We start from the raw sequence: 22,298 nt of genomic DNA, 5'->3' as shown, positions 1-22,298 counted from the left end.
CTGGCCGCCTACTCGTTGCTGATGTCGGCGTCGGGGCCGCTGCCGCCGGGTTGGCCGTCCCGGCCATAGGAGGTGATGGCGAACTCACCTTTCTCCCCGGGGGAGCGATAAAGGTAGGGGTGGCCCCAGGGGTCCGGGATCACGTCCTTGCGCAGGTAGGGGCCATTCCATTTGTCGCCGTCGGTGGCCGGGCGGGTCATCAGGGCGGCCAGCCCTTCCTCCGTCGTGGGGAAGCGGCCCACGTCCAGGCGGAAATTATCCACGGCTTTGGCATAGGCCTCGATCTGCGCCTTGGCCGTCGTCACCTCGGACTTAGATACCTGCGAGAAGTATTTGGGGCCCACGTACGAGGCCAGCAGGCCGATGATCAGCACCACGACCAGCAGTTCCAGCAGGGTGAAGCCCCGCTCGCGCGCCCTGTTCTCAAATCCCCTCATTTCCCTATCCCCAAAAGATTACTGGCCCTGAAATGCGAAGAAGCGGCGACGCCCTTTCAGGCGCCGCCGTCCTTTCAGTTGCTTGACGTCGCCGCCGTCACCAGCCGATGCCGAACACCGCGTGCTCCGGCGTGTCGGTGGTGATGGTGGAGCTCTGGTCCGACACGTCGTCGTAGGCGAAGCCGTAGGCCAGGCCGCCGACGCTGTGGTCGTGCCAGAACTTGGCGTAGAAGTTGGCCGGCGCCGCGCTGTACCAGACGGACGGCGTGGCCCAGGCCCCGGCGTTGTCCATGATGTGGCGGTTGAAGGCCGCGCACAGCTGGGCCTCCAGCGCCAGTTCGGTGTCGTTGCCGGTGTGCAGGGCCCCGGCCCCGCGCAGCACGTCCTGCGTCGTCGGCTTGTTCACGATGTAGCTGCCGCCGACGTAGGCGCCGTTCTTCAGGTCGACCTCGCTGAACACCATCTGGCCGCCTTGCACCTGGCCCCCCTGGACCTGACCGACAAAGCGGCGGGCGCCGCCCCACATGTCGATGGTCAGGGTGTTGGTGGCGTAGTAGGCCCAGATCTGGTCGACGTAGCCGTCGAAGTAGGTGGCGTTGGCCTGGCCCACGTCGAAGGTGCCGTTGTAGGGCGCCATGATGCGGTAGGGCGACAGTGGGGCCGAATGGAAGGCCGCCGGCGTCTCCGCGACATAGGCGTCATACAGGGCGGCACGGCTCTGGTTGATGCCGGTCTGCTTGTGGAAGGTGTTGTTGGCGCCGTAGACGTCCACCAGCAGCGGCAGGCCGAACTGGTCCACCTGGGTGGTGTTGATCCACAAGCCGGACGCGTTGTACGTGAACTCGTACCAGTCGTAATAGACGTTGATGTTGGGGTCCGTGCCGTTCAGCGGATTGGGCCCCGCGTAACCGACCTGGTTGTTCGCATCCATCAGGATCTTGATGTACAGCGGCTCACCCAGGGCGATGAACACGCGCCCGCTGTCCATCTTGGGCAACTTCAGCTGCTTGGCCTGGGCCAGGGTGAAGAAGTAGTTGCTGTAGTTCTGGCCGTTCTTGGTCAGGTGGCCGGCGCCGTCATTGTCGGCGGCGCTGGCGGCCGTCAGGGTGCCGTCCGGCTTCAGCCAGGCGAACTGCCCCGTGGCCGGGTCGCGGCCGATAACGGCCACGTACACCTGGTCGTCGCTGTAGGTACCGTGGGTGTTGTTCTGCAGGTCGACACCGACGAAGCCGGGGAAGACCGTGTAGGGCAGGCCGCTGGCGTTGACCGTCAGGATGGCCGGGGTGCTGGTGACCTTGGCTCCCTGCGGACCCGTCACGACGACGGTGTACTGGGCGTTGTTGTCGGCGCTGGTGGTGGCCGGCGTGCTGTAGCTGGCGCTGATGGCACCGGCGATGTCGGCCCCGTTGCGCTGCCACTGGTAGCTGAAGGGACCGGTGCCGCTGACCGTGACCGAGAAGCTGGCGCTCTGGCCCAGGCCCACGGTCTGGTTTTGCGGCTGGCTGGTGATGGTGGGCGCCTGGTCCGCCTGGTTGTTGAACACCTGGAAGCTGAACAGGCTGTAGCCGTAGGGGCTGGACCGCTGCGTGCCCAGCAGGCGGACGTAGCGGGCGGTCACGGGGGTGAAGCCCAAATCCTCCACCCCGCCCTTGCCGGCGGCCTGGGTGTAGACGGTGGTCCAGTCCTTGTCGTCGGTGCCGCCCACGTTGGACACCTGGATCAGGTAGGCGATGCCGTGCGCGTTCTCCCAGCTCAGGACCACGCGGTTGAAGGTCTGGGGGATCCCAGGTCGATGGCGATCCACGACGGATCGACGAAGGCGGAAGACCAGCGGGTGTTGGGGTTGCCGTCCACCGCGTTGCCGGCGGGATAGCCGTCATTCTCCGTCCCGCTGGTCGTGGTCGCCTTGCCCGCCGCCAGGTCCACGCCGGCCGAGGCCGGGCCGAAGGTGACGGCGAGGCTGTGCGGCCCCAGGACGTTGGTGAAGGTGTAGGCGACCTGGGGACCGATATCCTGCCCGTCCACCGCCACCTTGGTGACGACGAAGCCGTCGGCCGCGGTGAAGGTGTAGCGCGGGTCGGCCCCCTGCAGCACCTGGGTGGCGCCGGACGGGGTGATGGCGCCGTTGTCGCCCGCCGTCGCCGTGACGGTGAAGCGGGGCGTGCTGGCGGTGTTGTACACCTCGAACTCAAACAGGCTGTAGCCGTAGCCGGAGGAGCGCTTCACCCCCTGCAGGCGGACATAGCGGGCGTTCACGGTGGCGAAGGACAGATCTTCGTCCCCGCCCTTGCCGTTGGTCTGGGTGTAGGCGTCGTTCCAGGTCTTGCCGTCGGTGGAGGTCTGGATCAGGTAGCCCACGCCGTAGGCGTTCTCCCAGCGCAGGACCACCCGGTTGACCGCCCGCACCGCGCCCAGGTCGGCCTGCAGCCAGGCCTGGTCGTCGAAGTTGGAAGAGAAGCGCGAGTTGGTGCTGCCGTCGGCGGCGTTGCCGGCGGGGTAGCCGTCATTCTCCGTGCCGCTGGCCGTCATGGTGACGCCCAGGGCCAGGTTGGCGTTGGTGGAGACCGGCGGCGTGCCGCCAGTGCCCGTGTTGCCGTTACCGGTGTCGCCCGTGCCCGACCCTGTCCCCGTCTGGGGTGGGGCAGTCACCGTCACCGTGGCGCTGGCGCTGGTGACGGTGCCGGCCACGTTGCCGACGACGACGCTGACGGTGGTGCCACTGTCGGCGGTGGTCAGGCTCTTGGTGGTGAACAGGGGGGCGTCGGTGGTCGCCGCCAGCGTGCCGTTCACGTACCACTGGTAGGTGAAGGGGGCGGTGCCGGTGGCGGCCACGGTGAACTGCGCGGTCTGGCCGGCCGTCACCGTGACGTTGGCGGGCTGGGCCGTCAGCGTCGGGGGGGTCGGCATGTCGTACACCTGGAAGGACCAGAGGCTGTAGCCATAGGGGCCGGACTGCTGGGTCAGCTTCAGGCGCACATACTGGGCGGTCACTTCGGTGAAGGTGATGTCCTCGATCCCGCCCTTGCCGTTGGTTTCGGGATGGACCGTGGTCCAGTTCTGGTCATCGGCGCCGCCCACGTTGGACACCTGGACCTGGTAGCCCACGGCGTAGGCATTCTCCCAGCTCAGCACCACGCGGTTGAAGGCCTTGGGCGTGCCCAAATCCACCTGCAGCCAGGCGGTGGGCGCGACGGCGGACGACCAGCGGGTGTTGGGGTCGCCGTCGACCGCGTTGCCGGCGGGGTAGCCCGCGTTCTCCAGCTCGCTGGAGGTGGCGGGCTGGTGCAAGGCCAGGTCCACCGCCGCCGAGGAGACGCTGAACGTGGCGGCCACGGTGTGGGTGGCCTGGATGTTGGTGAAGGTGTAACTGGCCACCTGGCCCACGCTCTGGCCGTCCGCCGTCACGCCGGTGGCGGCGAAGCCGTTGGCCGGCTGGAAGGTGAAGGTCTGGGTGGCGCCGGCCAGGACCGACACCGTGCCGGGCAGGATGGTGCCGTTGGCCCCAGCCGTGGCGGTCAGGGCGTACTGCGGCGTGGTGGCGGTGTTGTAGACCTCGAACTCGAACAGGCTGTAGCCGTACTGGCTGGAGCGCTTGGTGCCGCTCATCCGCACGAACTGCGCCTGGGTGGCGTCGAAGCGGATGTCGTCGACCCCGCCCTTGCCCTGGGTTTCGGTGTGCACCGTCTTCCAGGACTTGTTGTCCGTCGACACCTCGATCAGATAGCCGACGCCGTAGGCGGCTTCCCAGCGCAGGACCACGCGGTCCACGGTCTGGACGGCACCGAGATCGACCGTGATCAATTCCGTGTCGCTGAAGCCGGACGACCAGCGGGAGTTGAGATCACCGTCCACCGCGGCCGACGCCGGATAGCCGTCGCCCTGGTCGCTGGTGGCCGTGGCCTTCTTGCCGGCGGCCAGGTCCGACGCCGGGGACTTGGTGGGCGGCGCCAGCGGATCGGCGTTGCCGCCGCCGTTATTGCCCCCGCCATTGTTGCCACCACCACCGGTGTTGCCGCCGGTGTTGCCGTTGCCGCCATTACCGGTGTTGCCGTTACCGTCGCCGGCGGTGCCGTTCAGGGTGAGGGTGGCCACAGCACTGGTGGCACTGCCGCCGCCGTTGCTGACGATGACGCTGAAGGACGCGCCGTCATCGGTCGCCTGTAGGGGGACCGTGGTGAAGGTGGGAACGGTGGTGATGCCGATGGGCGCGCCGTTCTCCAGCCACTGGTAGCTGAAGGGGCCGGGGCCGCCGACGCCGACGGTGAAGGTGGCGGTGCCGCCCAGCGGCGCCGTCTGGTTGGCGGGCTGCGCCGTGATGGTGGGGGCGGCCAGCGGCTTGCCCACCACGCACAGGGCCCAGCCCGGCGAGTTGTCGGTGATCTGCGAGGAGGACTGGCCGGCCGAGGAGACGAAGTAGGACCGGTCGGCCTCACCCGCCACGTCGGTTTCGGTCCAGGTGGTCCAGGGGTTGGGGAAGGCGCAGGCCGAATAGTTGTTGCCGGCGATGGTCAGCGCCTCGTCCTGGGTGGGGACGCGCATGCCTACGGAGGCGCAGTACTGTTCGGCCACCGGCCGGGTGAACTGGGCGCCCGCTTGGGTGAAGGTCGTCACGTACTGCTGCCAGGTCAGGCCGCTGACGTTGTCGACCACGGTGGGCACGAAAGGCCCGTTGGGGATGCCGGCGATGGGCGAGACGTAGGTGCCCGACTTGGCCGGCTGGAGCGTATAGCGCTCCGTTGCCGTGCCGCATTGCGGCACGTCGTAGACCTGGAACTCGAACAGGCTGTAGCCGTAGTCCGTGGCGCGCTTGTTGCCCAGCATGCGCACGAAGCGGGCGGTGGTGCTGGGGAAGGCCAGGGTTTCCGTGCCGCCGTGGCCCACGGCCATGCTGCCGTCCGCCGGGTACACGGTGGTCCAGGTCTTGTTGTCGCCCTCGTCGTTGGAAACCTGGATTTGGTATTCCGTGGCGTAGGCGTTCTCCCACACCAGGACAACCTCGTCGAAGGTCTGGAGTGAGCCGAGGTCCACGCCCACCCAGGACGGGTCGATCTGTGGGGCGGAGGACCAGCGGGTGGTGGCGTTGCCGTCGAAGGCGTACTTGGCGGTCAGGCCGCCGTTCTGCTCGCTGCTTTCCAGCGGCGTCTTGCCCTGGGCCAGGTTGGTGCCGTTGCTGCCGCTGACCGACAGGGTGGCGGCGGGCTTGGAGGTGATGGTGCCCGCCACGTTGGTGACGGTGACGGTGTAGGCGCCGGCGTCGCCCGTCTGCACCGACGGGATGACGAAGTTGGCGGCGTCGGGGCCGACGGCCACGCCGTCATGCGTCCACTGGTAATGCAGCGGCGCCGTGCCAGAGGCCAGGACCGACAGCACCACCGTCTGGTTCACCGGCACCGCCTGGCTGGCGGGCGGGGTCAGGATGGTGGGCGGGGTGGCGGCCCCCACGGTCAGGACGGCGGCGTCGGAGGTGACGCTGCCCGCCGTGTTGGTGATCACCACCGTGTAGCTGGCGCCGTTGTCGTCCAGCGTCAGCACGGGCGTGTTGTAGATCGCCCCCGTGGCGCCGGTGATGGCCGTCTTGTTCTTGAACCACTGGTACTTCAGCACGGGCGAGCCGTTGGCCTGGACGCTGAAGCTGGCGTTCTGGCCGGCGATGACCGTCGCCCCCTTGGGCTGGGTCAGCACGGTGGGCACGGTGGGCGGCACCACGATCAGCAAGGCCGCCGTGGAGGTGACGCTGGCGCCCGAAGCGTTGGAGACGATGACGCTGTAGGCGGCACCGTTGTCGCCCAGGCTGGTGGCGGGGGTGGTGTAGCTGTAGCTGGTGGCGCCGGGGATGGCGACGCCGCCCCGCTGCCACTGGTAGCTCAGGGGCGCCGCCCCCGCGCTCAGCACGGTGAAGGTCGCCGTCTGGCCGACGGTGACGGTCTGGTCCTGCGGCGGGGTGACGATGGACAGCTGGCCGGCCGGCGTGGGCGGGACGGACAGGTTGCCGTTGGCGCCCAGGCTGGGCCCGGTGGTGGGCACGGTCTGGAAGCTGGCGGTGCCGGCGCCCAGGCCGGGGGCCGTGGCGGTGACCGTCACGGTGCCAGGGGTGAACTGGGCGCGCACGGCGATGCGGGTGACACCGCCCTCGGCCGTCAGGTTGGGGTCGCCCGGGGCGTGATAGCCGTCGGGTTGGCTGTCGTTGACGTAATGGTCGGCGCCGCCGCGGTAGGTGCCGGGGCCGCTGACCGCGAAGGTCAGGGTGGGGGATACGTTGGGGACGCGCACATTATTGGCGTCCACCACCTCCGCCGTGATGAAGGCGGCGTCGGTGCCGTTGGCCTGCACGGCGAAGGGCTGGCCGCTGGGGCGAACCAGTTCCGGGGTGACGGTCAGGCGGATGTGGTCCGGCGTGCCGGCGGTGACCTGGGTGTCCTGGATGGGGTTGCCGGCGGCGTCCAGCACCACGCGGGCGTTGGCGTCCAGGCACTGGGCGGTCAGGGTGCCCGCGGCCCACATCACATCCCAATGCACCTGCGTGGGCAGGAGGGTGGTGTTCTGGGTCATGTCCGGGCTGACGTCGCTGGTCAGCGGGTTGGGCGTCATGTCGCCGCCCTGGCGCTGGCCGTTCAGCAGCAGGCGCACGGACGGGCAGTTGGAGAAGGCGTTGACCCGCACTTGGCCCATGCGGTTCCAGTGATAGGCCAGCTTCACGACCGGCCGGGTGTCGTACGGGGTCCAGGCGGCCTGGTAGATGTAGTAGAGCAGGCGGGGAATGCGGTTGGCGTCCATCATCGAGGCGCCGTTGCCGCGGATGCTTTCCGGGGTGTGGCCGCTGGCGGAACCGGTGGGCGAGCCGGGGCCGTCCACCTGGGTCACGATCTCGCCGGGCGTGTCGGCCAGGTACCAGTGGGCCATGCCGAAGGACTTCATGGCCACGCTCTGCACCCACTGCTTCATGTACAGCGCGGCGAAGGGCAGTTCGAAGTCATAGAGGTCGCGGCCGACGCCGTTGTCCCAGTATTCCGAGCCCCAGGCCGGAACGTTGGGGTTGTCGCGCTTCACACCGATGTCGCAGCCGTCGCCCGTGCAGCCGAGGATGTCGCCGTTGGCGGCATCGGGCGTGCGGTCGGACTGGGCGCGGGTCAGGACCGGGTCCCAGGTTTCCGACAGGGACTTCAGGGCGCGGGCGAAGCCGGTGTCCGTGACGCCGTTGTCCGCCTCCCACGCCAGCACGGACGGGTTGTTGCGGTCGTGCACGATCATGTCACGGTGCACCTCCTTCTTCATCTCGATGTCGAGGGTGGAGGCGGTGCAGTTGCCGACATAGGTGTCGCCCGGGCACAGGTGGGCAAAGCCGTTTTCACCGTCGCCGCTGGGCTGGACCATCATCACGCCAAAGGCGTCGGCGGCGGCCAGGAACTCCGGTCCCTGGGCGGAATGGCCCGGGCGGTACAGGCTGCCGCCGGCGTTGGCCAGCAGGGCCACGTCGCGCCATTGCTGTTCCTCCGGCACGGCGGATCCCAGGGCGGGGTAGTCGTAGCGGCCCGAGGCGCCCCACAGGTAGTGGGCGTGGCCGTTGATGATGGGGAAGTTCTGGTCCCAGGCGATGGTGCGGATGCCCAGCGGCGTGGTGGTGGCGTCAACCACGACGCCGTCCACGCTGACGGTGTGCACCACCGTGTACATGTAGGGGCGGCCCCACTGGCTGTTGTTGGGGTACCAGAGGGTGGGGTGGTCCACCGTCAGCGTCTGGTCGAAGGTGGCGGGCGGCGGCGCCGTCTCGGGCGCGTTCTGCGCCGGGGTGGCCGGCAGCGGCGCCGAGGCCAGCGTCTTGGTGTCCTGGGCGGACGCCACCACATTGCCGGCCGTGTCCACGATCTGGGTGTTCAGCGTCACCGTCTGGGCGTTGGCGTACTCATTGGCGACGTTGGTCTGCACGCGCACGGTGGCCGAGGCGTCGCTGGCGCTGAGCGTGGAGACATAGGTGCCCCAGGTGTTCAGCACGGCGTAGGTGTTGCGGGGAATGTGCACCCGGTCGGTGATGTACATCCACACCGGGCGGAACAGCCCGCTGTCGGCCTGGCCGAAGCGGAAGGCGCCGGAGAAGTTGGGGTTGGTGAAGAAGGTGTCGCCCCGGGCCACCTTGACCGCCAGGACGTTGTCGGCACCGTCGAACTTCACATAGTCGGTGATGTCGACGATGAACGGCACGAAGCCAACGACGTGGGTGGCGTTGGGGTTCACCAGGCTGTTGCCCGGGATGAAATGGCCGTTGATGAAGACGCGGGCACCCATGTGCGCGCCCTCGAACTCCACGAAGATCTTGCGGGTCTTGTAGGCGTTATCCAGCGAGAAATGCTTGCGGTACCAGGTGATGTTGCCCGTCAGCTGACCCTGGCCGCCACCGGACTTCAGATTGAGGAAGGTGTCGTTGTCGCTGGGGGAATGGGGCACGCCGACCGAGGTCCATACCTCGTTCGGATTGGGATTGCTGGGGGTGTCGTTATAGGCGGGATCCATGGCGTTGGCCGGGTCGCTGTCCTTCAGGAAGCGCCATGGCGTTTCGCCCAGGTTGATGGAGATGCGGTTGGACGGTGGCAATGCCGTGCCGTTGTCCGCCCGTGCGGCGGACATTCCTAAAATACCGCTAATAATTAACGCAACAAACAGAACCCTCAGCGCCCCGAAGGGCGCGAGCAAGGCACGAGCTGTCATTTTAAGCCCCCAACGTGCGAGAGACATGCCCCGTCTTCTCTTGCAGTGGCGCCGCCTGAGCGGGCGCGTTTCTTCGTGGAGCTGTATAAACCCGCGCCGTCGAGTCCAAGAAATAGTTAATTTCTAAAATGTTATCGATGTCGTTCCGACGTTACTGCCATATATTCCGAATTCATATGTCCGGATTGGTTAGAAAATTCTGCCATAACTGTCCAAAGGGGGAAAGTTCTCGCTTACAACTTTGAATTCGATGAAACAGTATACATTGTTACCTGGAACGCAGAGTTATGCTTCGACGAAGCACAAGCCATCGAAAGGATGGGTGCCTCGCCTTTCCGGACAGGTAACCGGTGACAAAAAACCTGTACTTAAAATTTTGAAGGATTCAAAAGTGTGGCGCCGCTTCAGCCGCGTTAACGTCCCGTTGCCGGCCATCGAGCCCGATTGGCGGTTGAATTCCCTCGCGAATCGGAGGGGTATGGGGGCGGTCATGCTGGGGGTGCCGGCGCGCATCGAGGGACGGAACAGTGGATATCATCACCCTTTGGACATTGCTGATCGCCGCCCCCTTCGTCGGCAGTTTCCTGGGTGTGGTCGTGACCCGGCTGCCGGCGGGGCGCTCCATCCTCTGGGGGCGGTCGGGCTGCGACCGGTGCGGGCACGTGCTGGGGCCGGTCGATCTGGTGCCGATTCTGTCCTATCTGTGGTCCAGGGGGCGGTGCCGGCACTGCGCGGCCCCCATCGGCGCCTTCCATCCGGCGATCGAGCTGGCCGCCATCCTGCCGCCCCTATGTCTGGCGTTCCTGATGCCCCTGGATCCGCTGACGCTCTATGCCGGCGCCGGCCTGGGATGGACCCTGCTGGCCCTGGCCTGGATCGATCTGCGCCACATGATCCTGCCCGACGTTCTGACCTTGCCGCTGATCGCCGGCGGCATCCTGGTGACCTGGGTGCAGGACGGGAGTTTGCCGGTCGACCGGCTGGGGGCCGCGGCTATCGCCTATGCCGGCCTGGTGCTGCTGGAAATCCTGTACCGTCGGTTCCGGGGCCGTGACGGCATTGGCCGGGGGGATGCCAAGCTGTTGGCCGCCGGTGGGGCGTGGGCGGGCCCCACCGCCTTGCCTCACATGCTGCTCATCGCCGCCCTGGCCGGCCTGCTGGCGATGGCGGCGCTGCGCCTGGCCGGCCGGCGGGTGGACGCGGCCACGCCCATGCCCTTTGGCCCCTGCCTGGCGCTGGGCATCTGGGCTGCCTGGCTGTTCACTCTCACGGGCCTGTAGCCGACGGGAGGATGATATGGACACCTTGACGGACGGTTTGTCCGCCTTGCTGGGGCGGCCTGTGCTGTCTTCACGCCGCATGGCGGGGGGCGACCTTTCCACCGTTTACGAGCTGGTGCTGTCGGACGGCACGCGGGCGGTCGCCAAGCAGGGGGAAAGCCTCTGGCGGGAGGCGGACATGTTGCGCGCCATCGCCGCCAAGGGCGTTCCGGTACCGGCCGTGCTGGCGACGGGTGGCGGCTGGCTGGTGATGGAAAAGCTGCCCGCCGATGGTACGCCGGCGTGGGACGATCTGGCGACATGCCTCAACCGGCTGCACGCGCCGGCCGCCGAGCCCTATGGCTGGCCGCACGACCACAACCTGGGTGCGGTGGGCATGTCCAACGCCCGGACCGATGACTGGGCCGGATTCTGGGCGGAGCACAGGCTGCGCTGCCACACCGCCCATGTCGGTGCCGCCCTCCGCGCCCGCATCGAGCGTTTGGCCGATCGGCTGCGCGACCATATTCCGGAGCGCCCGCCGGCGGCGCTGCTGCATGGCGACCTGTGGGGCGGCAACGTCCTGGTGTCCGGCGCGCGGGTCTCCGGCCTGATCGATCCGGCCTGTCACTTTGGTCATCGCGAGGTCGACGTGGCCATGCTGACCCTGTTCGACCATCCACCGGCCGCCTTCTTCGACGCCTTGGGCCTGGACGCGGGGTGGCGCGGGCGGCTGCCGGTTTACCGGCTGTGGCCGCTGCTGGTCCATCTGCGCCTGTTCGGCCAGGCCTATGCCGCCGCCGTCGATGCCGACCTGCGACGGTTGGGCGCCTAGAAGATCATGCCGTTGGCCCGGGTTGCAGCCATGTCCTAAACGAAAGGCCTAAACGCTTGTGGTTTGGCGCGGCGAGGCGGATGCTGGAGAGGTCGACTTTGCTACTGGGCCATCTACCGGCTGATGCCGGTTCTTTTCCCTGTCGTGACTTTGATGCCCGTCCGCACTCTCGCGGCGGGCAGCTTCGAACGGGAAAAATCCCAGAAGGCATCCCATGTCCACCGGTACCGTCAAGTGGTTCAACAGCACCAAGGGCTTTGGTTTCATCCAGCCCGAGGATGGCTCTTCCGACGTTTTCGTCCACATCTCCGCCGTTGAGCGCGCTGGCCTCAGCGGCCTGAATGAAGGCCAGAAGGTCAGCTTCGACGCCGTCCGCGATCCGCGCAAGGGCAAGACCGCGGCGGAAAACCTGCGCGCCCTCTGACCTCCTCCTTGTCCGGACGAGCGGCGGCGGCTTGCATAGGCAAGCCGCCGCCTTTTCCTGTTTGGGAGGATGCAATGGCCAAGGAAGAATTTCTCGAATTCGACGGCTACGTCGAAGAGGCGCTGCCCGATGGCCGCTTCCGTGTGAAGCTGGAAAACGGGCATGAGATCATCGCCTATACCGCCGGCAAGATGCGCAAGAGCCGGATCCGCTCGCTGGCGGGTGACCGGGTCACGGTGGAAATGACGCCCTATGACCTGACCAAGGGGCGCATCACCTACCGGCACAAGGACGAGCGGCCAGGGTCCGCCGCTCCCACCCGCCGCCCCCCACCCCGCCGCCGCTGACGGGGTCCCGATTCCATCAGGGGGACGCCATCGGTACCCACCCCGACCATCTCCACCGTCCCGACTACAGCCGCCGTGGGTACGCCGCCGATGCCGTCGTCCACCTGCTGGGGGCGCATCTACGCCATCGCCATGACGGGAATGCTCATGGCGTCCGCGGCTTATACTTGGCCATCGGAAACGAGTTTCCGTGATCAGAGGAAGTGGTGCCGGAAGGGCGGCGTGGCGGCCCCCGGCGCCGCGCCCACGCCTGCCCGAGGAGCCGGATCGTGTGGAATGAAATTTCTAAATAATATAAATATGAAATAGTCGTTGCGACATCCGAGACCGCCCATTAGCATCTGCGGGGAAATCAGCGGGGGAGGATGCGGTGGCGGTCAGGGACGGTGGCATCAGCCGGCGGCAGATGTTGAAGGCCGGGGGTGCCGTGGCCGTGGTGGCGGCCGGGTATGGCCCCGCCAATGCAGTGGGCGCCCTCGCGGCATCCCCGGTGGCGGCGCGATCCGTTACCTCATCCCGCGAGGTGCTGGCGCTGGACCAGGGATGGCGCTTCTTCGAAGGCGACATCCCCTTCCCGGAAATCCTGAGCCAGGACGACTCTTACGACAATGCCAAGGCGGGCAAGGCCTGGGGGGCGGCCGCCCCCAGCTTCGACGATTCCGACTGGGCCGACGTGCGTTTGCCCCATGATTTCGTCAGTTTCCAGCCCATAGAGGCCGACGCCAACCGCGCCCAGGGCTACCGCCGGCGGGGCATCGCCTGGTACCGCACCGCCCTGCGCTTCGATCCGGCCGACCAGGGCCGCCATATCGAGCTGCAGATCGACGGCATCGCCACCCACGCCACCCTGTGGTTCAACGGCACGGTCGTGGACCGGAACTGGAGCGGCTACAACGGCATCACCATCGACCTGACGCCCTTCGCCACCTTCGGCGACGACCTGAACACCCTGGCCATCCGCGTGGACGCCCATGCCATGGAAGGCTGGTGGTATGAGGGGGGCGGCCTCTACCGCCCCGTCCGCATCGTGAAGCGCGATCCGGTCCATATCGTCACCGACGGGGTCTATGCCCACCCGGTACCGCGGGGCGACGGCTGGGTGCTGCCGGTGGAGGTCACCACCTACAATGCCGGCAAGACCACCGCCGCCATGACCGTGGCTTGCACGCTGGAGGATGCGGAGGGCCGCGTGGTGGCCAGCGGCCAGACGCCGGTATCCGTCCCGCCCCTGGACCAGGGTGTGGCCCGCCTGGACCTGGGCGTGGCCAGCCCCCGCCTGTGGTGCGTGGAGACACCCACCCTCTACCGTGTCCAGACCCGGCTGATGGCGGGCGATCGCTGCATCGACGCCGTCACCACCACCTGCGGCTTCCGCACCACCCGCTTCGACAAGGACAGGGGCTTCTTCCTCAACGGCCGGCCGCTCAAGATCAAGGGCGTGTGCGTGCACCAGGACCATGCCGGTGTTGGCACCGCCATACCCGACGCGCTGTGGGACTACCGCATCCGCCGGCTGAAGGAACTGGGTTGCAACGCCATCCGCTGCACCCACAACGCGCCATCCGCTGTGGTCCTGGACCTGTGCGACCGTCACGGCCTGCTGGTGATGGATGAGAACCGGCAATTCAATCCGTCGCCCGACACGTTGGCCCAGCTGGAATGGATGGTGCGGCGCGACCGCAACCATCCCTCCGTCATCCTGTGGTCGGTGTTCAACGAGGAACCGATGCAGGGCTCGGCCGCGGGGTATGAGATGGTGCGGCGCATGGCCCACGCGGTGAAGGCGCTGGACGCCACCCGCCCGGTGACGGCGGCCATGAACGGCGGCCTGTTCACCCCGGTCAACGTGTCCCAGGCGGTGGATGTGGTTGGTTTCAACTATCAGCAGGACAAGTACGACGCCTTCCACGCCGCCCATCCCGACGTCCCGCTGATCTCCTCGGAAGACACCAGCGCCTTCAGCACTCGGGGCGCCTATGAGACGGACAAGGAGAGCCGCACCATCGCCGGTTATGACGACCCGGTGAAGGACTGGAACACCCACCGCGCCGCCTGGAAGGCGATCGCGACGCGGGATTTCATCGCCGGTGGCTTCGTCTGGACGGGCTTCGATTACCATGGGGAACCGTCGCCCTGGGGCTGGCCCTCCAATTCCTCCTTCTACGGCATCATGGATCTGTGCGGTTTCGCCAAGGCCGCCTTCCATATCCACCAGGCCCAATGGGTGACGGAGCCGCCCCGTGCTGGCCCTGGTGCCGCACTGGAACTGGGCGGGGCGGGAGGGCCAGCCCGTCAAGGTCATGGCCTGCGCCAACATGGAGGAGGTGGAGCTGTTCCTGAACGGCCGCTCCCAAGGGCGCCAGCTGGTCGACCCCTATGAGATGAACCACTGGATGGTGGCCTACGCGCCCGGGCGGCTGGAGGCGGTGGGCTATGCCGGGGGCAAGGTGACGGCCCGCACCCAGGTGGAGACGACGGGCCCCGCCGTCGCCCTGAAGCTGACCCCCGACCGCGACCGGCTGCGCGGCGACGGGCTGGACGCCACGCCCGTCACGGTGGAGGCTGTGGATGCCCAGGGCCGGCCGGTGCCGCTGGCCCAGGACCTGGTCACCTTCGCGATCCAGGGCGGCGACATCATTGGCCTGGGCAATGGCGACCCCAACAGCACGGCGTCCGAGAAGGGCGACCGTCGCGCCCTGTTCAACGGCCTGGCCCAGGTCATCGTGCGGACGCAGATGGATGGCGCCGGATCCCTCAAGCTGACGGCCGCGGCACCCGGCTTGAAGCCCGCGAGCGCCCGCGTGACCGTGGACGCGGTCGCGGCCCCGGCGGTTCAGGCCACGGCCACGTCCGATCTGATCCTGGACACCTGGTACGCCGCTCCGCCGGCCGCCACCGCGGCGGAGGCGCTGACCTACCGGGATGCGGACATGACGGCGTGGGATGATTTCGGCACGCGCTGGGCGCACGACCCGCAGACGGCGGACGGCTACACCTTGTGCTCCGTCCGCTTCACCCCGCAGGCCAAGGTGGCACGACAGGGTGGACGCGTGGCCTTCCTGAGCCTGGTCGGCGCCTGCGACGTCTATGAGGGGGGGCGCCTGCTGGGCCGCAAGACCGACGCGGCGCCGGGGCGGATGGAGGTGACCCTGGTCCCGGGCGGCGGCCAACGGCGCCTGGATCTGCTGTTCTGCACGCCGGCCGGTGCCGAGTTCGGCTTCAGCCGCAACGTCGTGGTGCGTCAGGCCTGACCGCTGGCCTGGGTCCCCGGAATTTCTTGGGTCCGTTGGGCGGCCCGCTTCCGCAGCACGTCATGCTTGGGCAGCAGCCGCTGCAGGAAGGGCAGGGTGGCGGCCCCAAGGGTCATGGCGTCGGGCGCCACCACGATGCGCACTCGGCCCGGCAGGTGGCTCATCCCATCCAGGCGCTGGTTCAGGGCATGGGCCAGCAGGTTGAGCAGCCAAGCCGGCAGCCGCCCGCTGAGGTGGATGGCGGGCGGGTTGACCAGGCAGGTGATGGTGACGATGGGCCCTTCCAGCAGGCGGGCGCAGGTCTCGACCCAGTCCGCGGCCAGGACCTCGCCCTCGCCTGCCAGGGCTGACAGGCCGTCCTGGCTGTCGGTGGCCAGGCCATGGGACGCCATGTGCCGGTGCAGGCCGGGCAGGGAGACGATGCTGCCCATGCCTTCGGGGCCCATACCCTGGGCGGCTGACGGCCCGCCATGGGGAATCAGCAGGTTGATGTCGTTGCCGTGCCCCCCGGTTCCCGGGAAGGGCCGTCCCTCCAGGACCAGGCCGCCGCTCAGTTCCTGTCCGATCAGCACCTGGAAAAAGCTGGGCTCGTGGAGGCCGGGCCCGAACTGCAGATCGCCCGCGGCGGTGGCGACCGTCATGGTTTCGGCATATATGGGATAGGGCAGCCGCGCGGCCAGCCGCCGCGTCACCTCTGCGGCCAGGACCTGGCCGGGGTCCGACGCGTAGGCCAAGCCCAGCCCGATCGGAACAGCTTCCCCGGCATCCGGTGGCCCGACCAGATCCTCGATGCCGCTGGCGATGGCGTTGGCCCAGGCGGTGGGGGCCTCGCGCGGAATGAGCCGGGTGAGGCGGTCCCGTACGCGGCCACCCAGGTCCATCAGCGTCAGGGTTAGCCGGTCACCCTCCATATCCGCCCCCAAGGCCAGCGCCCCGGCCGGGTTGACCGACAGCAGCCGCCCGGGCCGGCCCCGGACGGCGACTGGCGGATCCCGTTCCATCAGCAGATCATCCCGCACCAGGCGCCGGCAGATGTAAGCCACCGTGGGGCTGGTCAGGCCGGTTATGGCCGCCACCTCCGGCCGGGACAGCGATCCGGCGGCGCGGACGGACTGCAGGATGATGCGCTGGTTGTGGTCCCGCGCCTGGGCGCCGGTCGTCCCGGACAGGCCCTCCCCCACGAACGCCAGGCGGGTGGGGGATGGGGGGGCTGGCGATGGGCTCATGGGCTGTTCCTCTCTCGCGAGGCCTGTATCAGCGGTCGGGATCAGCAGTGGATACAGCGGTCCAACAGGTCGTGCAGCAGCGGGTCCGTCGGCTCCCACTCCCCAATGGCGGGGTGGATCAGGAAGGCCATGCGCGCCGTCAGCCGGTCGGTGTTCATGGCGGAGCGGATGGCCGCCCGCTCATAGGACTTCACCGATTGCACCAGGCCGTGGACTTCGTCGGGCAGGGGCTCCAGCGGTTCCGGAATGATGCTGTCGCGGCTGATCTGGCAGGGCGTCTCGACGATGTCGTCGTCCGGCAGGTTGGGCACGGCGCCGTCGTTGCGGGTGTTGACGATGATGCGGGCGGGCTTGTCGCCGCATAGCGCCGTCATGACGTCCAGGGCGATGCGGTGATAGCCGCTGGCCACGCGGAAGGGATCCTCGTCGAAGGGCGCGTCCTTGTCGAAGGCGGAACCGGCCGACGCCTCCAGCTTCATGTAGGAACCGGAGCGGCGGTTGAGATAGGCGGCGTAGGCGGCGACCGCCCCCTCGCCATCGTCGGCGCCCAGGCGGTCCTTGAGGGTGGTGAACAGCGCGTGGTTCAGCTGCTCCACCTCCGTGCCCCGGCTGCTGCCCTGGCGCTTCTGGTTCTCCAGCGCGCGGCGGCGGCTGTAGTAGAAGAACAGGTACTCCGTGGGGATCAGCCGCAGGGTGCGGATCATGGCGAAGTCGAACAGCGGGGCGGTGTACAGCTGCGACAGGATGCTGTCGTCGTCCAGCACACGGTCGGTCACGTCCTCGCCGCGCAGGCGGATGCGGCGCACCCAGCCCAGGTGGTTCAGGCCGACATAGTCGCACACCACCTCGTCATGGCGGGCGCCCAGCGCCAGGGCGATGCGGTGCAGCAGCTCGGTGGGGGTATCGCAAATGCCCACCACCCGCGCCTTGGTGTGGGTGCTGATGGCCTGGGTGATCAGCCCGGCGGGATTGGTGAAGTTGACGATCCAGGCGCTGGGCGCCAGCCGTTCCACCACCCGCGCGTGGTCCAGGGCCACGGGCACGGTGCGCAGCGCCATGGCGGCGCCGGCCGGGCCGGTGGTCTCCTGCCCGGGATAGCCGTGCTTGATGGCCGCCAGCTCATCCGCCGCGCGTGAGGCGATGCCGCCGACGCGCACGCTGTTCAGGACGAAGTCGGCGCCCTCCACCGCGTCCTCGATGGAGGAGGTTTCCCGGATGACCAGGCTGCCGCCCTCCTTGGCGACGACGGCGCGGCCCAGGGCGGCGATGACCTTCAGACGTTCCTGGTCCGGGTCGTACAGCACCATCTCGCGGGCGCCCAGGGCCTCCGCCGCCTCGTTGATGCCGAAGATGACCAGCGGGGTGCGCACGCCGCCGCCGCCGATCATGGCGATCTTACGGTTGGTAGGATTGCTCATAAGTGCTCCATAGTTCCGTTCGGTCGGGGATACCCCCCAAGGCGCCCGCCACCCGGGTGGACAGGGCACCGCATATGCAGGCGCGGCGCAGGCGTTCCAGCACCGGCGCACCGTCCAGCAGCGCGTCGATGTAGCCCGCGTCGAAGGCGTCGCCGGCGCCGGTGGTGTCGACGGCATCCACTGGCGGTGGGGCCGCGCCAAGGGTCGCGTCGCCGTCCAGGCCCAGGGCGCCGCGCCGCCCCAGCTTCAGGACGGGATTGGGCAGGGCCAGGCGGCGGGCCAGGGACAGATAGTCCTCCGTCCCGTCGCTGCCGCAGAACAGCGCCGCCTCCTTCTCATTGGGCAGCAGGTGGTCGACGGCGCGGCAGGTGGCATGGTTCTCCGGGTCGGGCAGCCACCCGGGTTGGAACCCCACGTCCAGCGAGGTGGTGCAGCCGGCGTCCCGCAGGGCGGGCAATAGGGCGTCGGCCACGGCACGATCCAGCGGCAGGGCGAAATGCACGTGGCGGGCGCGGGCCAGGCCGGCGACCGTCGCCGGGTCGGACAGCAGGGCCGGCAGGGCGCGGTTGACGCCGATATGGGTGAAGAAGGACCGGTCCTCGCGGGTGGAGACGCTGATGCTGATCCCAGTGGCGCCGTCGCCGATGCGCAGGCCGCCGGTGTCCAGGGCATAAGGGGCCAGGCGCTGGCGGAACCAGGCGGCGTCGGCCTCGCCCACGATGCCCACCAGCTGGACCGCGCGGCCCAGGCGGGCCAAGCCACAGGCGGTGTTGGCGGCCCCACCGCCCACCTCGCGGGTGTAGGCGTCGGTCACCACCTCCTCCCCCGGCTGGGGCCAGGTGGTGAAGCCGCTCAGCACATGGTCGATGTACAGCTCGCCGACCACGGCCACGTCGTGGGTCTTGGTCACGCTCATGGCGCCCGCCAGGCCGGCACCCGGAAGGGCCAGGCCCCCTCGCGCCGCGATTGCGCCAGATAGATCGCGACACCCAGCGCCAGCATGCCGATACCGATGGCGATGTGCCGGGGCTGGCTGGTGGCGACGATATACAGCCAGCCGGCGATGGTGATGATGACGGGCAGGGGATATAGCGGCATGCGGAACTGCCCCGGGGCCGCTGCCCCTTGCCGGCGCAGCATGACCACCGCCACGCATTGGGCGGTGAACTGGAACAAGGTCTGGATGACGATCAGCACGGCGATCAGGTCGGCCAGCGAGAAGAAGCAGGCGATAGCCGAGGCCACGCCCATGAACAGCAGCGATACGGTGGGGAAGCGGCCCGTGGGATGCAGCCGGGCGAAGGGCTTGAAGAAGCGCCCATCCACCGCCGCCGTGTAGGGCACCCGGGAAAAGCCCAGCAGCACCACCAGCGCCGACCCCCAGCTGGCGATCAGGATCAGGACGGAAACGACCACGCCGCCCCAGCGGCCGTAGATCACCTGCATGAAATCGGCCACCACGGCGCTGGACTTCTGCGCCGTCTGCCAGGGCAGGGTGCCCAGGATGGACAGGTTCAGGCCTAGGTACAGCAGGGCGACGATGGCGATGGACAGCAGCACGGCGCGGGGGATGGTGCGGCCGGGGTTCTTGATCTCCTCCCCGATCATGCAGACGTTGTTGTAGCCGCCGTAATCATAGACGGCGATCAGGGTGGCGGAGCCCATGCCCATCCAGAAGGCGCCCGTGGGCTTGAACGCGCCCTCGGGGAAGTCGAAGGCCAGCTTGGCGTCGAAATGCAGGGCGCCGCTGAACACGATCCATAGGCAGGCGGCCACCACCACCACCGTGATGGCGATGGACAGGCGCTGGATGGAACGGATGTCGCGGTACAGCAGGACGGTGTTCACCAGGCAGACGGCCGCCGCGATCGCCATCATGTGCCAGGGCTTCATCTCGGGGGCCAGGAAGCTGGCGTACTGCGCCAGCCCTACCGTGCCCGAGGCGATGGACAGCGGACCGATCAGCAGCGACTGCCACAGATAGAGGAAGCTGAACAGACGGCCCAGGCGGGCGGGCCCGAAGGCGTGCAGCAGGTAATGGTAGGGCCCGCCGGAGCGGGGGAAGGCGGACCCCAACTCCGCCCACACCAGGCCGTCGTAGGCGCACAGCACGGCGCCCACCAGCCAGCCCAGCATGGCCTGCGGCCCGCCCATGGCGGAGATGGCCAGGGGAATGGTGATGAAGGGGCCGATGCCCACCATGTTCAGGATGTTGGCGGCCAGACCGCCGCCCAGCCCGATGCCGCGGACGGGCCTCAGGGCCGGTTGGGAGGCAGGCTCCAGGGCCGTCGTCATAGGCGCACGGCCTGGCCGGTGGCGACGGATTGGGCGGCGGCCTCCGCCAGGGCCAGGGCCGCCACGCCGTCGGCATAACCCACGCTGGGCTTGGCTGTGCCGGCCAGGATCTCGGCGAAATGGGTCACCTCTCGCCGATAGGCCTCGGCATAGCGGTCCAGGAAGAAGTTCTGGAAGGCGTCGCTGGCAGCACCCGGGTTGCCGCCGGCCCCACCCCAGGTGGAGACGCTGCTTTCCAGGATGTTGTCGGCGCGCAGCAGGCCCTTGGACCCGAAGGCCTCGATGCGCTGGTCATAGCCATAGCCGGAGCGGCGGCTGTTGCTGATGACGCACAGCTTGCCCGTGGCGGTGCGCAGGATGGTCTTGGCGGTGTCGACGTCCCCGGCCTCGCCGATGGCCGGATCCACCAGGCAGCTGGCGGCGGCATACACCTCCACCACCGGTTCGCCCAGCAGCCAACGGGCCATGTCGAAATCGTGGATGGCCATGTCCTTGAACAGCCCGCCGGACACCTTGATGTAGCTGACGGGCGGCGGGGCCGGGTCATGGCTGGTGATCTGCAGGGTTTCCAGCGGCCCCACGGCGCCGGCCTCGAGTCGGGCCTTCAGGGTGGCGAAGTGCGGGTCGAAACGGCGGTTGAAGCCCAGCATGAGGGGAACGTCGCCGCCCAAGGTCGGGGCCGCGGCCTGGGCGCGGCCCAGATCCATGTCCAAGGGCTTCTCACACAGCACGGCCTTGCCGGCGGTGATGGCGCGGGCGGCTTGGTCCAAGTGCAGGTCGGTGGAGCTGGCGATGATCACGCCCCGCACGCCATCGTCCGCCAGGACGGTGTCCAGGCCGGTGACCCCCGCGCCGGTCTCGGCGGCCACGGCGTCGGCCGCGGCGGCGTTGGGATCGGTGACGTATTTCAAGCGCAGGGCCGGGTGGGCCGCGACGTTACGGGCGTGGATGCGGCCGATGCGGCCGGCGCCCAGAATGGCGATGTCGAACATGCAGGCTCCCTGTCAAGGCCCGGCCGCCCGGCTGGCCCGGCATTTCGGCTTCAGCGGGGCGGTCATCATCACATTATGGAATGAAAATATCATACCATGGGGTATGGTGGAATATCCATAACGCCGGGTGGCGTTGCCTTCACCTGGCGAGCGTCTATTCTTGGGGCCAGATAGGATTTTGGAGGGGCGATGACGGGGAGTGCCACCGTGCCGCGCACGGCCGAAGAGCTGCGGGCCGCCATATTGGAACGCTACGACACCTTCAGCAAGCGGCTGCAGCAGATCGCGCGCTTCGTCCTGGACCATCCGGACGATCTGGCGTTGGAAACCCTGGCCGTGGTGGCGGAGCGGTCGGGCGTCCAACCCTCGGCCATCGTCCGCTTCGCCAAGGCGCTGGGCTATTCCGGCGCCATGCCCATGCAGCGCCTGCTGCGCGATGGCCTGCTGGCCAACCACACCGCGCTGGGCTATGGCGAGCGCGTGCGCCAGTTCAACGCCGCCCTGGACCACCAGGCGGGGTCCGGCGACGGCGGCGACCTGCTGGCCGAGTTCGTGGAACGCGACACGCTGGCGCTGGCGAACCTGGGCCAGACCATGACCAAGGCCGACCTGGCGCGCGCGGTGAAGCTGATCGACCAGGCCCAGACCCTGTATGTCATGGGCTTTCGGCGCGCGTTTCCGGTGGCCTCGTATTTGGCATATTCATTCCAACAGGTGGGCAAGCGCACCATCTTCGTCGATGGCGTCGGCGGCCTGACCAGCCAGCAGATGGGGGCTGTCGGGGGCACGGATCTGCTGATCGCCGTCAGCTACCACCCCTATGCCGAGGAGACCGTGCACGCGGTGGAGGCGGCGGTCGCCGCCGGCGCCAAGGTCCTGACCATCACCGACAGCCTGGTCAGCCCCATGGCCAAGATGGCCGTCCACGTCCTGCAGGTGCGCGAGTTCGAGGTGCGTGGTTTCCGCTCGCTGGCGGCGTCGCTGTGTCTGGCGCAAACCCTGGTCATCAGCCTGGCGTTCGAGCGGGAACGGGCGGGCGCCAAGGAGCTGTCACGGCCCCGTCGGCGGAAAGCCTGAGTCATTTCGCGATACGTTATTTACAAAAACAAACGAC

Annotated in this window: 13 protein-coding genes and 1 pseudogene; 7 read left to right on the top strand and 7 right to left on the bottom strand. The window is 68.3% G+C overall.

Annotated features, from left to right (window positions below; all coding sequences use genetic code 11):
• Positions 1 to 8: 8 nt before the first annotated feature.
• Entirely contained in the window at positions 9 to 437 is a 429-nt protein-coding gene (gene gspG / locus UAA55_RS07175; protein WP_145611881.1) for a type II secretion system major pseudopilin GspG, read from the bottom strand.
• A 97-nt stretch (positions 438 to 534) separates the two neighbouring features.
• A pseudogene (locus tag UAA55_RS07165) lies at positions 535 to 8,892 on the bottom strand (beta-1,3-glucanase family protein).
• A gap of 772 nt (positions 8,893 to 9,664) precedes the next feature.
• On the opposite strand from UAA55_RS07165, the gene UAA55_RS07160 reads away from it, so the two are divergent.
• From UAA55_RS07160 to UAA55_RS07135, 6 genes are all read left to right on the top strand, one after another.
• Positions 9,665 to 10,417 carry a prepilin peptidase gene (locus UAA55_RS07160; RefSeq protein WP_322951995.1) on the top strand — a complete coding sequence of 251 codons (753 nt, stop codon included), beginning with the start codon at positions 9,665 to 9,667 and terminating at the stop codon, positions 10,415 to 10,417.
• A 16-nt stretch (positions 10,418 to 10,433) separates the two neighbouring features.
• Positions 10,434 to 11,231 carry a fructosamine kinase family protein gene (locus tag UAA55_RS07155; RefSeq protein WP_322951994.1) on the top strand — a complete coding sequence of 266 codons (798 nt, stop codon included), beginning with the start codon at positions 10,434 to 10,436 and terminating at the stop codon, positions 11,229 to 11,231.
• A 214-nt stretch (positions 11,232 to 11,445) separates the two neighbouring features.
• The gene (locus tag UAA55_RS07150; RefSeq protein ID WP_322951993.1) at positions 11,446 to 11,655 is read left to right on the top strand and encodes a cold-shock protein; all 210 of its coding nucleotides are present in this window, start codon (positions 11,446 to 11,448) and stop codon (positions 11,653 to 11,655) included.
• Between the two features lie 74 nt (positions 11,656 to 11,729).
• Positions 11,730 to 12,002: a translation initiation factor IF-1 gene (gene infA, locus UAA55_RS07145; protein ID WP_463667842.1), complete on the top strand. Its 273-nt coding sequence runs from the start codon at positions 11,730 to 11,732 to the stop codon at positions 12,000 to 12,002.
• Between the two features lie 370 nt (positions 12,003 to 12,372).
• Complete coding sequence (locus UAA55_RS07140) at positions 12,373 to 14,382, top strand: glycoside hydrolase family 2 TIM barrel-domain containing protein (RefSeq protein WP_322951992.1); 2,010 nt, start codon at positions 12,373 to 12,375, stop codon at positions 14,380 to 14,382.
• Positions 14,303 to 15,253, top strand: coding sequence for a DUF4982 domain-containing protein (locus UAA55_RS07135; RefSeq protein ID WP_322952420.1), 951 nt, complete (start codon positions 14,303 to 14,305; stop codon positions 15,251 to 15,253). The genes UAA55_RS07140 and UAA55_RS07135 overlap by 80 nt, the downstream gene beginning before the upstream one ends.
• On the opposite strand, the gene UAA55_RS07130 is transcribed toward UAA55_RS07135, so the two are convergent.
• The 5 genes from UAA55_RS07130 to iolG are packed head-to-tail and all read right to left on the bottom strand — an operon-like array spanning position 15,244 to position 21,184.
• Positions 15,244 to 16,479, bottom strand: a complete 1,236-nt coding sequence (locus UAA55_RS07130) for an ROK family transcriptional regulator (RefSeq protein WP_322951991.1) — start codon at positions 16,477 to 16,479, stop codon at positions 15,244 to 15,246. The genes UAA55_RS07135 and UAA55_RS07130 overlap by 10 nt on opposite strands.
• Positions 16,480 to 16,520: 41 nt before the next feature.
• Positions 16,521 to 17,897 carry a family 4 glycosyl hydrolase gene (locus UAA55_RS07125; RefSeq protein ID WP_322951990.1) on the bottom strand — a complete coding sequence of 459 codons (1,377 nt, stop codon included), beginning with the start codon at positions 17,895 to 17,897 and terminating at the stop codon, positions 16,521 to 16,523.
• Entirely contained in the window at positions 17,875 to 18,813 is a 939-nt protein-coding gene (locus UAA55_RS07120; RefSeq protein ID WP_322951989.1) for a carbohydrate kinase family protein, read from the bottom strand. The genes UAA55_RS07125 and UAA55_RS07120 overlap by 23 nt, the downstream gene beginning before the upstream one ends.
• Positions 18,810 to 20,192, bottom strand: coding sequence for an APC family permease (locus UAA55_RS07115; protein WP_322951988.1), 1,383 nt, complete (start codon positions 20,190 to 20,192; stop codon positions 18,810 to 18,812). The genes UAA55_RS07120 and UAA55_RS07115 overlap by 4 nt, the downstream gene beginning before the upstream one ends.
• A complete protein-coding gene (iolG, locus tag UAA55_RS07110) occupies positions 20,189 to 21,184 on the bottom strand; it encodes an inositol 2-dehydrogenase (RefSeq protein ID WP_322951987.1) in 996 nt (331 codons plus the stop codon). The genes UAA55_RS07115 and iolG overlap by 4 nt, the downstream gene beginning before the upstream one ends.
• 189 nt (positions 21,185 to 21,373) lie before the next feature.
• Here iolG and UAA55_RS07105 point away from each other — a divergent pair, with 189 nt between their 5' ends.
• A complete protein-coding gene (locus UAA55_RS07105) occupies positions 21,374 to 22,261 on the top strand; it encodes a MurR/RpiR family transcriptional regulator (protein WP_322951986.1) in 888 nt (295 codons plus the stop codon).
• Positions 22,262 to 22,298 lie beyond the last annotated feature (37 nt).

The sequence above is a fragment of the Nitrospirillum guanabarense genome (genome assembly GCF_034653355.1).
Taxonomy (GTDB): domain Bacteria; phylum Pseudomonadota; class Alphaproteobacteria; order Azospirillales; family Azospirillaceae; genus Nitrospirillum.
The sequence above is the reverse complement of the archived record's forward strand: the minus strand, read 5'-3'. Positions and strand labels throughout refer to the sequence as shown.

Bases quoted from the DNA above. Each gene is read 5' to 3' on its own strand.
- gspG (WP_145611881.1), bottom strand. From the start codon at position 437: ATGAGGGGATTTGAGAACAGGGCGCGCGAGCGGGGCTTCACCCTGCTG.
- UAA55_RS07150 (WP_322951993.1), top strand. From the start codon at position 11,446: ATGTCCACCGGTACCGTCAAGTGGTTCAACAGCACCAAGGGCTTTGGT.
- UAA55_RS07155 (WP_322951994.1), top strand. From the start codon at position 10,434: ATGGACACCTTGACGGACGGTTTGTCCGCCTTGCTGGGGCGGCCTGTG.
- UAA55_RS07115 (WP_322951988.1), bottom strand. From the start codon at position 20,192: ATGACGACGGCCCTGGAGCCTGCCTCCCAACCGGCCCTGAGGCCCGTC.
- infA (WP_463667842.1), top strand. From the start codon at position 11,730: ATGGCCAAGGAAGAATTTCTCGAATTCGACGGCTACGTCGAAGAGGCG.
- iolG (WP_322951987.1), bottom strand. From the start codon at position 21,184: ATGTTCGACATCGCCATTCTGGGCGCCGGCCGCATCGGCCGCATCCAC.
- UAA55_RS07120 (WP_322951989.1), bottom strand. From the start codon at position 18,813: ATGAGCGTGACCAAGACCCACGACGTGGCCGTGGTCGGCGAGCTGTAC.
- UAA55_RS07135 (WP_322952420.1), top strand. From the start codon at position 14,303: ATGGCCTGCGCCAACATGGAGGAGGTGGAGCTGTTCCTGAACGGCCGC.
- UAA55_RS07130 (WP_322951991.1), bottom strand. From the start codon at position 16,479: ATGAGCCCATCGCCAGCCCCCCCATCCCCCACCCGCCTGGCGTTCGTG.
- UAA55_RS07105 (WP_322951986.1), top strand. From the start codon at position 21,374: ATGACGGGGAGTGCCACCGTGCCGCGCACGGCCGAAGAGCTGCGGGCC.
- UAA55_RS07125 (WP_322951990.1), bottom strand. From the start codon at position 17,897: ATGAGCAATCCTACCAACCGTAAGATCGCCATGATCGGCGGCGGCGGC.